The organism is Ideonella dechloratans (genome assembly GCF_021049305.1).
Lineage (GTDB): Bacteria > Pseudomonadota > Gammaproteobacteria > Burkholderiales > Burkholderiaceae_C > Ideonella > Ideonella dechloratans.
The window spans coordinates 775,111-787,502 of sequence record NZ_CP088081.1 but is presented as its reverse complement, the minus strand read 5'-3'; the positions used below and the strand labels follow the sequence as shown (position 1 = coordinate 787,502).

At 72.0% G+C, this 12,392-nt stretch carries 11 protein-coding genes; 3 read left to right on the top strand and 8 right to left on the bottom strand.

The genetic code is table 11. From position 1 onward, the window contains the following. Positions 1-39 precede the first annotated feature (39 nt). Positions 40-1,575, top strand: a complete 1,536-nt coding sequence (locus LRM40_RS03620; RefSeq protein ID WP_151122632.1) for a methyl-accepting chemotaxis protein — start codon at positions 40-42, stop codon at positions 1,573-1,575. Between the two features lie 45 nt (positions 1,576-1,620). On the opposite strand, the gene LRM40_RS03615 is transcribed toward LRM40_RS03620, so the two are convergent. The 8 genes from LRM40_RS03615 to LRM40_RS03580 form a co-directional block, all read right to left on the bottom strand. Then, positions 1,621-1,959 (bottom strand): TfoX/Sxy family protein, encoded by a 339-nt coding sequence (locus LRM40_RS03615; protein WP_151122630.1) that lies wholly within the window; start codon positions 1,957-1,959, stop codon positions 1,621-1,623. 20 nt (positions 1,960-1,979) lie between these two features. After that, positions 1,980-3,029, bottom strand: coding sequence for a CE1 family esterase (locus LRM40_RS03610; RefSeq protein ID WP_151122628.1), 1,050 nt, complete (start codon positions 3,027-3,029; stop codon positions 1,980-1,982). Between the two features lie 51 nt (positions 3,030-3,080). Further along, positions 3,081-3,989, bottom strand: a complete 909-nt coding sequence (gene phhA / locus LRM40_RS03605) for a phenylalanine 4-monooxygenase (protein ID WP_151122626.1) — start codon at positions 3,987-3,989, stop codon at positions 3,081-3,083. After that, entirely contained in the window at positions 3,986-4,294 is a 309-nt protein-coding gene (locus LRM40_RS03600; RefSeq protein ID WP_151122625.1) for a 4a-hydroxytetrahydrobiopterin dehydratase, read from the bottom strand. Before LRM40_RS03600 ends, phhA begins: the two co-directional genes overlap by 4 nt. Positions 4,295-4,367: 73 nt before the next feature. Continuing rightward, positions 4,368-5,117 (bottom strand): YkgJ family cysteine cluster protein, encoded by a 750-nt coding sequence (locus tag LRM40_RS03595; RefSeq protein ID WP_151122623.1) that lies wholly within the window; start codon positions 5,115-5,117, stop codon positions 4,368-4,370. 112 nt (positions 5,118-5,229) lie between these two features. After that, the gene (locus tag LRM40_RS03590; protein WP_151122820.1) at positions 5,230-6,669 is read right to left on the bottom strand and encodes a sensor domain-containing diguanylate cyclase; all 1,440 of its coding nucleotides are present in this window, start codon (positions 6,667-6,669) and stop codon (positions 5,230-5,232) included. A gap of 107 nt (positions 6,670-6,776) precedes the next feature. Next, a complete protein-coding gene (locus LRM40_RS03585) occupies positions 6,777-7,289 on the bottom strand; it encodes a GNAT family N-acetyltransferase (RefSeq protein WP_151122621.1) in 513 nt (170 codons plus the stop codon). Between the two features lie 2 nt (positions 7,290-7,291). Continuing rightward, on the bottom strand, positions 7,292-7,651 hold the full coding sequence (locus tag LRM40_RS03580; protein WP_151122619.1) for a hypothetical protein: 360 nt from the start codon (positions 7,649-7,651) through the stop codon (positions 7,292-7,294). Positions 7,652-8,036: 385 nt separating this feature from the next. Here LRM40_RS03580 and LRM40_RS03575 point away from each other — a divergent pair, with 385 nt between their 5' ends. Both LRM40_RS03575 and LRM40_RS03570 read left to right on the top strand, forming a co-directional pair. Then, positions 8,037-8,840 (top strand): transporter substrate-binding domain-containing protein, encoded by an 804-nt coding sequence (locus tag LRM40_RS03575; protein WP_170288803.1) that lies wholly within the window; start codon positions 8,037-8,039, stop codon positions 8,838-8,840. Then, the gene (locus tag LRM40_RS03570) at positions 8,837-12,346 is read left to right on the top strand and encodes a PAS domain-containing hybrid sensor histidine kinase/response regulator (RefSeq protein WP_151122615.1); all 3,510 of its coding nucleotides are present in this window, start codon (positions 8,837-8,839) and stop codon (positions 12,344-12,346) included. Before LRM40_RS03575 ends, LRM40_RS03570 begins: the two co-directional genes overlap by 4 nt. Positions 12,347-12,392: the final 46 nt, after the last annotated feature.

Genomic DNA, 12,392 nt, shown 5'->3' with positions numbered 1-12,392 from the left:
CGCTGTGGCGGCTGGGCGGCCGCATGGAGGCAGGACGACATGACGATTCTGCGCGAGATGAGCATCCGCCACCGGCTGTACGCCCTGGTGGCGCTGGCCGTGGTGGCCACCCTGAGCGTGGCCACTCTGGCCCACCGCAATGCGGACCAGGCGCGGCGGGCCGCACTGGCGCTGCAGCAGACGGCCGATGCGGTGCGCGACGCGATGGTCGCGGACATGATGCACGACGCCATCCGGGCGGACGTGCTGGGGGCTTCGGACGCGCAGGGCAAGGACGGGACCGATGCACTGAAGGAGGCGCGGGCCGACGGCGAACGCCATATGGCCACACTGCAGAAGAGCCTGGCGGCCGCGCGGATCAACGCCCTGCCCCAGGCCGCGCTGAGTGCGCTGGACACGGCCCGGGCCGACGCGGAACGCTATCTGGCCGCGGCCCGCGCGGCGCTGGCGCAACCGGATCAAGCGCCGGCGCAAGCGACTTTCGCCAAGGCCTTCGCCGCGCTGGAGACCTCGATGGGCGCCGCGGGCGATGCCATCGAAGCCACGGCCGGCAGCCTGCGCACCGACACCGAGGCCCAGCTGGCCCGGGGTCAGCACCTGACCTGGGGCGTGATCGCCGCCAGCCTGGGCCTGTTGCTGGGCCTGGGCGCCATGACGGTGCGGGCCATCCTGCAACCGCTGGACCGCATGCAGCAGGCGGTGCACGACCTCAATGCCGAGAACGGCAACCTCTCGCGCCGGCTGCCACCCGCCCAGGCCGAGCTGCACGAGGTCACCGCGGTGTTCAACAGCTTCCTGGACAAGGTCGCGGGCCTGGTCGGCGGGGTGCAGTCGGTGGCGCGGCAGATCTCCACCACCAGCGACGAGATCGCCACCGGCAACATGGACCTGAGCCAGCGCACCGAGAAGACCTCGGCCAGCCTGCAGCAGGCCGCAGCGAGCGTGAGCCAGATCGCCTCGACGGTGCAGCAGAGCAGCGAATCGGCCCACCACGCGCGCGAGTTCGCCACCGAGGTCACCGGCGTGGCCGCCCGCGGCGGCGAGGTGGTGTCGCAGGTGGTGGTGACGATGGAGGAGATCCACCAGTCGGCCCGCAAGATCAGCGAGATCACCGGCGTGATCGACGGCATCGCCTTCCAGACCAACATCCTGGCCCTGAATGCCGCGGTGGAAGCCGCCCGCGCCGGCGAGCAGGGCCGCGGCTTCGCGGTGGTGGCCGCCGAGGTGCGCAGCCTGGCCAAGCGCAGCGGCGAGGCCGCCAAGGAGATCAAGGCCCTGATCGACACCAGCGTGGCCAAGGCCGAGGCCGGCAGCACGCTGGTGGGCCATGCCCGCCAGGCCATGGACGAGATCGTGTCCAGCGTGGACCGCATCCACGGCATGATCGAGGACATCACCCAGGTCACCACCTCGCAGAGCGAGGGCATCCTGATGGTCAACGGCTTCATGACCGAGATCGAGCACGCGACGCAGCAGAACACCGCCCTGGTCGAAGAGACGGCCTCGGTGGCGCAGGAGATGTCCAGTCAGGCCACCACCCTCTCGCGCACGGTCAACGTGTTCCAGGTGGGCTGAAGCGGCCACCTGCCCCCGCCGCGCTGCCCCGCGGCCGCGGCACGCTCAGCGTGCCGGCGTGGCGCGCGGCTTGCGTGGCTTCGGTTCGGGCAGCGCATCGGCCGTGGCGCAGATCAGCTGGGCCAGGCGCTGGCGGTCTTCCAACTCGTCACTCAGCAGGAAGTGCGGCTTGGCCCCGGGGTAGGGAAAGCCGTCGACCACCGGGTCCAGCAGCGCGCGGCCGGCCTCGGTGGGCTTGAGAAAGCACTGGTTGTCGCACAGGAAGGCCACCACCTTGCCGTGGCGGTACAGCGCGTACTCGCCGAACATCTTGCGGTGGGTGATGCCCGGCGTGCCCGCCAGCTGGTCCAGCACGAACTGGAGGAAATCGGCATCGGTGGCCATGGCGGTCGCTCCGGTGGGGTTCAGCGGCTCAGGCCGCGCCGCTTGTCGCGGAAGAAGGCCCAGGCCTCGTCGGCCACCTCCAGGTCGGCGCTCTGGCGGCCCACCAGCAGGCTGTAGGCCGCCGAGACGCGGTGGGCCACGCTGGGCTCGACATGGCCGCCGCCGTCGATGCGCAGCAGCTCGATCTGCAGGCCGCCGGGCTGGGCGCCCCAGACGGTGCGCTGGGCACGGGTGGGATCGGCCGGATCGCGGTGGGGCAGCGACTCGCTGCGCGCGGGCTCACCGAACAGGCCGTCGCGTTCGCGCCAGCGGGTCACCGTGGCCTCGGCGCCGATGACCCGGCCGCGGCGCCCTTCCTGCCGCTTGCCCACCGGGCCGCCGTCCCAGGGCACGATGCCGTCGGCCGTGCCGCCCACCATCAGCAGCGACAGCGGGGCCTTGATGGAGGGGCAGCGGCTGTCGGTGGCCATGGAGGCACTGACCGCGGCCACGCCGGCCAGGCGGTCACCGGCCTCCATCGCGTAGCGCAGGGCCATCATGCCGCCGTTGGACATGCCCATCAGGTAGACGCGCGCCGGATCGGCCCCGTGATGCGCCACGGCCTCGTCGATCAGGGCGCTGATCAGGCCCACATCGTCGGAGGTGGGATTGGTCTGGGTGTCGCGGCGGCAGTCGTTCCAGCCGGACTTCTGGTCGCCGCCGGCCAAGCCGTCGGGCGCGGCCACCAGCAGGCCCTCGCGCTGGCCGATGGCCAGCCACTGCGACAAGGGGGCGGCGGTGCGCGCCAGGCCCAGGATCTGGGCGGCCGAGCCGCCATGGCCGTGCAACAGGATGACCAGCGGACGCGGGCCGGCGGGCGCATGGTCGGGCACGGCCAGCAGCACGCGGCGCGGGCCCTCGGGACGGGCGAGGGTCAGCGCCTGGGGCGCCGGGGAGGCGGCAGGTGGTGCCGCGGCGGCCAGCGTGGCCACGGCCAGCAGCCAGCCCCCCAGCACGCCCCGCGCACCGGTCAACCCCATGCGCCAGCCCCATCCACGCCCGCGGGCGCCTTCACCGATCCCTTGCCACATGCCTGCTCCGTGCGCCGCCCGGACTCCAAGCCGGCGCCGCCCGGGGCGGCGTCAGTGCGGCGGGCGGCGGTCGCGATGGTACGCGCCCGTGCCGCGGTGCAGCACGGTGTCGCCGGGCTGCAGGGCTCCGGGCTCGAAGGTCTGGGCCCCGGCCACCTGCGCATACACCGGCCCGAAGTCGACCCGCGCCAGCGCCAGAAGTTCATCCAGGTCCTGCAGCACGAAGTAGCACTCCTGGAAGTCGTCGATGCGGTAGCGGGTGCGCATGACCCGCTCCAGCACGAAGCGCACGCGGTGCGGCGAGGGGTCGTCCAGGCAGAAGCGGCTTTCGCTGTAGGACGAGGCAATGCCCGCGCCGTAGAGCCGCAGGCCCTCGGGCTGCATCACCAGGCCGAACTCCACCGTGTACCAATAGACCCGCGCCAGCTCGGCCAACATGCCCAGGCGCTGGGCCCGCAGCCCGCCCACGCCGTAGGCCTGCATGTAGTCGGCCATGACCGGGTTCATCAGCATCGGCACATGGCCGAAGACGTCGTGGAAGACGTCGGGCTCCTGCAGGTAGTCGAGCTGGTCGGCCCGGCGGATGAACTGGCCGGACGGGAAGCGCCGGTGCGCCAGGTGGTCGAAGAAGACCTCGTCGGGCACCAGGCCGGGCACGGCCACCACCTGCCAGCCGGTGGCCTTCATCAGCACCTCGCTGAGGGCCTCGAAATCGGGGATGCGGTCGGGCGCGATGGGCAGGGCGTCCAGGCCCTTGAGAAAGGCGTCGCAGGCGCGGCCGGGCAGCAGCCGGCACTGGCGTTCGAACAGGGTGGCCCAGGTGGCGTGTTCGGCCGGGGTGTAGGCCGCCCAGTCCTGGGGGATGGTCCAGTCGGCGCTGTGCGGGCGGCCCGCCTCGCCAGCGGCCAGGCCGTGCAGGGTGGGCGGCTCGGGCCGCACCGGGGGAAGTTGGGTCTTCATGGCTGCCCCCCGGTCAGCGCGGCATGCACCGCGTCGATGTGGCGGGCCAGGGCCAGGTCCTTGCCGGAGACGCCGCCGGCGTCGTGGGTGGTCAGGCGCACGTCCACGCGGTTGTAGACGTTGAACCACTCCGGGTGGTGGTCGTGCCGCTCCGCATGGAGGGCGACCTGGGTCATGAAGCCGAAGGCCTGGTTGAAATCGGCAAAGCGGAGGCTGCGGCGGATGGCCAGGCCCCCCTCTTCCAGCTGCCAGTGCGGCAGTTCTTCCAGGCTCGCGCGCAGGGTAGAGGCATCGAGCTTGTCCATGCCGTCATGCTAGGTCGGCGCCAGCGGCCGCCTCCTCCGGGGGAACCCTGGCGTCCGCGGCCAGGAATCACCCTCAGTGCGGGCGCAGGCGATCGAAGGCGGCGGCCATTTCCTCGGCCGGCACCTCGTGCACCGCGGCAGCGGCCAGCACGTCCTCGCCGGCCAGCCAGCGGGCCTCGGATTCGGGCGTGTCCAGTGCCAGCAGCAGGCCCTGGTTGAGCTCCACGCTGCCCCAGGGCAGGCCGGCTTCGCGCAGGGCCGATTGCAGGGCGTTCTGCACCAGGGCGCGCAGCAGGTGGTGGCCGGCGCTGTAGGGCACCTCGTCGCGCGCGCCACGGGCCGCGTCCACGCAGGCCTTCACGTCGTGCGAGGCATGGCCGCGGCAGGCCAGCGGCCGCACCTGGTAGATGACGCAGACGCCCTGGGCGATGAAGGGGCAGCGTTGGCGCAGGCCCACGCGCCGGGCCTCGTCCAGGCCCTCGGTCTGGGTGTTGGCCTCGCGCAGCTGGGCCACCAGGTCGATGCCGCGGGCCTGCAGGGCCGGCTGCACCGCGCGCAGGAAGCGCGCCACCAGCATGACCTCGGGCACGGTGGCGCTCACCCGCAGGGTGCAGCAGGTGGCGCAGCCGCGGTGGCAGGCCAGCGGCGGCTCGTCCTCGCACTGGATGGCCACATTGCCATGGAAGCTGTCGAAGGCTTGGGCCAGCAGGGCAGGCAGCAGATCGGGTCGGCCCTGGTGCAGCGCCAGCGTGGCGTCGAAGGCCCGGTGCAGATCCTGGTAGAAGTCCTGTGGTCCGCCGGTGGCCGCGTGGGGGGTGCTCATTGACAAGGCTCCGCGCGGACCCCCGTCGGCCCGCCCAAGCCGGCAAGTCTGGTGGCGCGGCCCCGGCCCCGGATTGATCTGACGCAAGCCCCTGCGGCAGACAGGGCGAGGCTCAGTCCGGCGTGGCGTCCTGGCCGCGGCGGTCGTGCGGCAGGCCTTGGTAGTAGGCCTTCTTCTGCTGGTACATCTGCTTGTCGGCCCGGTGCAGCGCGGCCTCCAGCCGCTCGCCCGGGCGGGAGATGGCCACCCCCACCGAGAAGGCCAGCGGCGTGCCGGCATGGAACTGGTTGTTGATGTCCACCAGGCCCTGCAGCTGGGCGATCAGCGCGTCGGCCGCGGCCTGGTCGCCGCCGGGGATCAGCACGGTGAACTCGTCGCCGCCGATGCGGGCCGCCGTGGACGGGGCCTCGACCGCCTGGCCCAGCACCTCGCCCACGCGGCGCAGCAGGGCGTCGCCCGCGCGGTGGCCCTGCTCGTCGTTGATCTGCTTGAGGCCGTTGAGGTCCAGCAGCAGCAGTGCCACCGGCTGCACGTTCTTGCGCTCCAGGCGGTTGAGCTCGTCGTCAAAGAAGGAGCGGTTGCGCAGCCGGGTCAGTGCGTCGTGTTTGCCCAGGAACTCCAGATAGGCCTCGGCCTTCTTGCGGGCGGTGATGTCGGTCAGCGAGACCTGCACCAGCGACCAGTCGTGCTCATGGCCCGGCAGCACCGCGAACTGCAGGTGCACATGCAGTATCTCGCCGTCCAGCGCGTAGTTCACCGTTTCGCGCTGCTGGTAGAGCTTGCCCTCCCAGAGCTCGATGAGCTGCTCGGTGAAGGGGCGGCGCATCTCGTCGCGGAAGATGTCGGGCAGGCGGTGCAGCAGCGTGGCCTTGTCCGACGCGCGGAACAGGGTGAGGGTCTGCCGGTTGATGTCGACGACGCGGATCTCGGCCATGCAGCGCTCGACGAACTCGGGGTGCACGTCGGTGAAGACGCGGAAATCGGTGATGCCCTGCATCCGCACGTCGTCGATCAGGCGCTTGACGGCGCTGAAGTCCTCCACCCACAGCGAAACCGGCGAGTGCTCGAACAGGCCCTGGGCATAGCGCTCGCTGTGCTGGCGGGCCTGCAGGGCCTGCTCGCGGCTGCTGATGTCCTCCAGCGAGAACAGCACCCGGGCCCAGTCCTGTTCATGGCCGGGCAGCACCCGCACCTGCAGCGCCACGTCCAGGCGGCGGCCGTCCAGCGTGTAGTTGACGGTCTGGCTGCTGTAGCTGAGCGCACCGGCCCAGAGCTGGGCCAGCTCCTCGATGTGGTGGTCCAGCATGTCGTCACGGAAGACGCGGCCCAGCTGGCTCAGCAGCTCGTCCTGGCTGGCCGCGCCGAACAGCTCCAGCGTGCGGCGGTTGACCCGCAGCACCCGGATGGCCTGGGTGCAGGCCGCCACGCGGGCACGGTCCGCGCGCAGCCAGGCGCGCAGGTCACTCACGCCCTGGGCGCGCCACTGGGCGAACAGGGCCGCCACCCCGCTGAAGTCCTCCAGCCACAGCGAGACCGGCGCCAGCTCGAACATCAGGGCGTCTTCGGAAGTGGGGGCGGACAGGTCGGCAGAGGTCACGGCGAGAGGCAGCAGCACGGTGCCGCGCCGGGCTGGCGTGGCGGGCCGTCAGTCTCGCACGTTCATGTGAAGGGATCGTCGCCGTCCAACGGCAGGCCCATCGCGACAAAGCCCTCCGGCAGGGTCTGCAGGCTGCGCACGGCCCGGAAGCCCAGGTGGCGGTAGAAGCCCTCGGCACCGGGGGCCGCCACCAGGCGCAGCAGCGGCCGGTCGGTGCGGCCGTGGCTGGCCCGCCAGGCCGCCTGCACCAGGGCGCGGCCCAGGCCCCGACCCTGCCAGTCCGGGGCCACATAGAGGCTGCAGAGCTGCCAGTGCTCGCGCACCAGCACCATGCCCACCGCCTCGTCCTGCGGGCCGCGGGCCAGCAGATGGCAGCTGACCCCGCCGGCCTGGGCGGCATCCAGCCAGCCGTGCAGGTGGTCCTGGGCATGGGCGCGCAGCAGGGCCTGCTGGGCCCGCGTGAGGGCCGGGCTGGCGGCCAGCACGGTGTCGATCAGCGCCGCCAGCGCGGCACGGTCGGCCGGCTGCGCCGGCGCCAGCGTCCAAGCGGGGATCGCGGGGGCGGCGTCCGCCAAGGTCAGTATTGAATTTCGAACCAGTCGGGCTCCTGGGCGCGCAGCTGGTCCAGCAACACCAGGGTGGCCGGCAGCAGGCCGCAGACGGCGTACCAGACGATGTCGCGGCGCTGCGGATCGCGCTGGCGCAGGGCCTGCAGCAGCGCACCCCAGCCGGTCCAGTCCACCTGGGGCAGGCGCAGCAGGACCACCGGCGGCAGGTGGGCCAGGGTGGTGGCCACGTTGAGCAGGTGGTCCTCGATGGCAGCCAGCGTGTTGGGGCTGGCGAAGAGCTCGTCGGCCCCGCCTTCCAGGGCGACCACCAGCTTGAGCGCTTGCTGCCCGCTGGTGTGCACGATGTCGAACAGGGCCTTGGCGTACATGGAAGCGCTCCGATCTCCGGGCTGGGCACAGGCAGGGGCGGGCGCAAGGGCTCTTGTCGGCTTGACCACATTCCGCACAGGGTGGCCCCTGGGCCACCCCGGCGTGACACCTGCCACGATGTTCAAGCAGAAACCGAGCCAGGATCAGGGGAATTTCGGGCCTGTTTGCGCCAGAAATGAACGAGAAGCCCCCAACTCATCCCCCCGACAGAGGAGATACCCCCTCGGCAGGCCGGGCCTGACAGGCCAGACTCAACCCCAGGGCCTCGCACCGAGGGCCAGCGCCTGGGCGAGGTCCGGCCACACACCCCAGGGCGCCGCGGTCCAGGATCAGGGCACCGACCCCGTGCCAAGAACACTCATGCCGAGCACGCGACGACACATCATGTTGGGAACCACCGCTCTGCTGGCGGGGGGCGCGGCTGTGGCCTTGTGGCGACACTTTTCACGGGACGACGCCCTGGCGCGTGTGCAGGCTTCGGGCGTCCTGCGGGTGGGCTACGCGTTGGAGGCTCCCTACGCCATGCTGGACCCGCTGGGCCAGCCCAGCGGCGAATCGCCCGAGGTGGCCCGGGCGGTGGCCGAGCGCCTGGGCCTGCGCACGACCTGGATCCTCACCAGCTTCGACCACCTGATCCCCGACCTGCTGGCCGATCGCTTCGACCTGATCGCCGCCGGCATGTTCATCACCCCGGAGCGTGCCCGGCAGGTGCGCTTCACCCGGCCCACGCTGAGGGTGCGGCCGGGTTGGCTGACGCAGGCCAGCCGGCCGCTGACGCTGGACTATTCGGCGGTTCAACCCAGCAGCAGCTTCCGCATCGCCGTGCTGCAGGGCTCGGCCGAGGAAGCCCTGTTCCGCCAACGCCCGGTGCCTGCCGACAGCCTGCTGTCGGTGCCCGATGCCCGCAGCGGGCAGACGGCCGTGCTGCTCGGTCAGGCCGGCGCCCTGGCGCTGTCCCTGCCCACGGTGCAGGCCATGGCCCTGGCCTCGGAGGGTCGCCTGGCGGCCCGTCCCGCGATGGGCCCGGGCACCCCCACCCAGCAGGTGGCCCTGGCCCTGCGGGAGTCCGACAGCCGCCTGGCCGATGCCGTGGACCAGGCGCTGGCAGGCTACCTGGGCAGCCCCGCCCACCTGGCCATGCTGGCCCGCTTCGGGCTGGGTCCAGAGGATCTGCCCACCGCGCCATGACGTCCGCCGACATGTCCCTGCCGAACCGTCCCCTGCCAGCCCCCCACGAGCTGGCGGCCGCCACGGGGCGACGCTGGCTGTTGGCCATGGTGCTGGGCGCGCTGGCCGTCATGCTCACCCTGCTGCTGCTGGACCGGGCCGAACAGAGCGAAGCACGACGCACCTCCGACAGCCTGATGCGCATCAAGCGCGCCACCGACGACCTCTACCTGGGCGCCATGCATCTGCGCCTGGGGGGCCCGCCGGACAGCCCCTGGCAGCAGGACCAGGGGCGTGCGCTGCTGGGCCAGGCCCGGGAGGAACTCGCACCCCTGGTCGCACTGACGCGCAGTGCCCAGGAAATCCACGCGCTGCAGGCCATCATCGAGGAACTCCTGGCCATCTGGAGCGATGGACAGTCGGCCCAGGAAGGCCAGGAACTGCAGGCCCGCCAGCTCATGCACGACCTGACCACCCGGCTGGACAGGCTCGGCGACCAGGTGCGCGCCATCGACGCCGAGCGCACCGGCCGCCTGCGCCAGATCGGCCTGCTGTCGGTGGCACTGGCCGGGCTGCTCTTCTGCGGCCTGTGCCTGGGTGCGCTGCGGGCCGAGCAACGGCGGCGCGCCGCCGGACGGGCCCTGGTGCAGAGCGAAAGCCGCATGCGCTCGACCTTGACCGCCATGGCCGAGGGGGTCTTTGTCTGCGACGCGCAGGGCCGGGTGCTGGACAGCAACCCGGCGGCCGTGCAGTTGCTGGGGCCGGCGGCCCGCCCGGGCACGGGGTCCATCCTGGAGCAGCCCGGCTTCCATCTGATCCGCGAAGACGGCTCGCCGCTGCCCGACGCGCAGAACCCGCTGCACCAGGCCCTGCACGGCGGCCCCGCCCAGCGGGATTGCCTGATGGGCATCACGCGCCCGGGTCAGACCCTGCGCTGGATCACCGTCAACGTCGAACCCCTGTTCGAGCCACCGGGCGAGCAGCCCGTGGGCGCGGTGGTCTCCTTCACCGACGTGACCGAGCTGCGCCAGCAGGCCGTGCAGCTCAAGCTTCACCACACCCACCTGGAAGACATGGTGACCCAGCGCACGCAGGAACTGAGCGCGGCGCTGCAGGCCAAGCTGGCGCTCGAGTCCTTCGCCCAGCTGATGAGCGACCACCAGCCCACCCTGCTGGCCTACTGGACACGCGACCTGCGGCTGGCCTTTGCCAACCGGGCCTTCACGGAGTGGTTCGGCGCGCCGCGCGACGCCCTGCTCGGGCGCCACTACGACGAGATCATCGGACGGGCAATGCGCGAGCAGCAGCAGCCGCAGATCGACCGCACCCTGGCCGGCGAGACGGTGCAGGACGAGTTCGACCTGACCCGCCACGATGGCCACCGGGGCCACTTCCTGGTGGTGCGGGTGCCCGACCGGCGGCCCGACATCCCCGACGCCGGCTTCGTGGCCGCCAGCACCGACATCACCGAGCTCACCCTGGCCCGTCAGCGCGCCGAGAGTCTGGCCGAGGCGCTCAGCCGGGGCGAGCAGTTCCTGCGCCGGCTGAGCGACAGCGTGCCCAGCATGATCGCCTACTGGGACCAGGACCAGTGCTGCCGCTTCGCCAACCAGGCTTACCTGGACTGGATGGGGCGGCCGGCCGAGGCGGTGATCGGCCACACCATGCGCGAGGTGCTGGGCGAGGAGTTCCTGGCCCACAACCAGCCCCACATCGACGCCGCGCTGCGGGGCGAGCGGCAGGATCTGGAGCGCACCCTGGTGCGCCACGATGGCCAGGCCGTGCACACCCTGGGGACCTACGTGCCGCACCGCATGAGCGGCGAGGTGCAGGGCTTCATCGTGGTGGTGACCGACGTCTCGCGCCTGAAGCAGACCGAGCAGGAGCTCGCCCGCGCCAACCAGGCCCTGGCCCAGCGGGCCGACCAGGCCGAAGCCGCCACCCGCGCCAAGAGCGCCTTCCTGGCCAACATGAGCCACGAGATCCGCACCCCGATGAACGCCATCATCGGGCTGACCCACCTGATCGAGCGCGACCTCCAGGACCCGAGCCAGCGCGACCGCCTGCAACGCATCGACGTGGCCGCCCACCACCTGCTGCAGGTCATCAACGACATCCTGGACCTGTCCAAGATCGAGGCCGGCAAGCTCCAGCTCGAACAGGTGGACTTCGCGCGCGATGCCCTGATCGCCCGGGTCACCTCGGTGGTGGGCTCGGCCGCCGCCGCCAAGCAGCTCGAGCTGATCGTGGACACGGACCACCTGCCCGCCCAGCTGCGGGGCGACCCCAAGCACCTGGCCCAGGCCCTGATCAACCTGCTGACCAACGCGGTGAAGTTCACCGAAAGCGGCTGGGTCCGCCTGCGCGGCGAGCTGATGCGCGAGGAAGGCGAGGCCCTGCACCTGCGCTTCTCGGTGACCGACACCGGCATCGGCATCAGCGCGGCCCAGCAACAGCACCTGTTCGAGGCCTTCGAGCAGGCCGACAGCTCCACCACGCGGCGCTACGGCGGCACCGGCCTGGGCCTGGCCCTGACCCGCCACCTGGCCCGCCTGATGGGCGGCGAGGCCGGGGTGGACAGCCGTGAGGGCCAAGGCAGCACCTTCTGGTTCACCGCCCGGCTGGCCCGCGCCAGTGCCGCCGTGGGCGATCACCCGACGTTGCCGAGCCAGGCGCTGCGGGCACTGCTGGTCGATGACCTCGACGAGGCGCGCCAGGCCCTGAGCGCACAGCTCGCGGTGCTGGGGCTGACCGTGGAAGAGGCCACCAGCGGCCCCCATGCCCTCGAATGCGCCGCAGCGGCCGCGCAGGCGGGCAGCCCGCACGACGTGCTGCTGCTGGACTGGCGCATGCCGCAGATGGACGGCATCGCCACCCTGCAGGCCCTGCGCAGACGGCTGGGCGAGCGGCTGCCCCCCAGCATCCTGGTCACCGCCTTCGACGAGGACGATGCGCGGCGGGCCCTGGCGCAGGCCGACCTCCCTGCCCTGGTGCTGCCCAAGCCGGTGACCCCCTCGACCCTGCACGACACCCTGGCCCGCGCGCTGTCCGCCGAAGAGCTGCGTCGACCGGCCGAGGCGGCCCCTGACCGGGCCCGGCTGCTGGAGACCCTGCGCCGGCGCGCCCGCGGCCTGACCGTGCTGCTGGCCGAGGACAACGAGGTCAACCAGGAAGTGGCCACCGAGCTGCTGGCCAGCGCGGGGCTGCTGGTGGACCTGGCCGCCACCGGGGCGCAGGCGGTGGAAAAGGCCCTGCGGGGTGGCCACGCCCTGGTGCTGATGGACATGCAGATGCCCGAGATGGACGGGCTGGAAGCCGCCCGCCGGATCCGCGGCGCGCTGGGCCCGACACTGCCCATCATCGCCATGACGGCCAACGCCTTCGACGAGGACCGCGACAGCTGCCTGGCCGCCGGCATGGACGACCACCTGGGCAAGCCGGTGGCTCCGGACGAGCTCTACCGCCGCCTGCTGCATTGGCTTCCCGCGCCCACCGCCCCCCTGCCGATCGTCACGATCACCCCCTGAAGCGGTAACAGAAGGTGAGCCATTCAGGCTCATCACACGAGCCTGT

Bases quoted from the DNA above. Each gene is read 5' to 3' on its own strand.
- LRM40_RS03610 (WP_151122628.1), bottom strand. From the start codon at position 3,029: ATGTGGCAAGGGATCGGTGAAGGCGCCCGCGGGCGTGGATGGGGCTGG.
- phhA (WP_151122626.1), bottom strand. From the start codon at position 3,989: ATGAAGACCCAACTTCCCCCGGTGCGGCCCGAGCCGCCCACCCTGCAC.
- LRM40_RS03575 (WP_170288803.1), top strand. From the start codon at position 8,037: ATGTTGGGAACCACCGCTCTGCTGGCGGGGGGCGCGGCTGTGGCCTTG.
- LRM40_RS03580 (WP_151122619.1), bottom strand. From the start codon at position 7,651: ATGTACGCCAAGGCCCTGTTCGACATCGTGCACACCAGCGGGCAGCAA.
- LRM40_RS03600 (WP_151122625.1), bottom strand. From the start codon at position 4,294: ATGGACAAGCTCGATGCCTCTACCCTGCGCGCGAGCCTGGAAGAACTG.
- LRM40_RS03595 (WP_151122623.1), bottom strand. From the start codon at position 5,117: ATGAGCACCCCCCACGCGGCCACCGGCGGACCACAGGACTTCTACCAG.
- LRM40_RS03615 (WP_151122630.1), bottom strand. From the start codon at position 1,959: ATGGCCACCGATGCCGATTTCCTCCAGTTCGTGCTGGACCAGCTGGCG.
- LRM40_RS03620 (WP_151122632.1), top strand. From the start codon at position 40: ATGACGATTCTGCGCGAGATGAGCATCCGCCACCGGCTGTACGCCCTG.
- LRM40_RS03570 (WP_151122615.1), top strand. From the start codon at position 8,837: ATGACGTCCGCCGACATGTCCCTGCCGAACCGTCCCCTGCCAGCCCCC.
- LRM40_RS03590 (WP_151122820.1), bottom strand. From the start codon at position 6,669: ATGTTCGAGCTGGCGCCGGTCTCGCTGTGGCTGGAGGACTTCAGCGGG.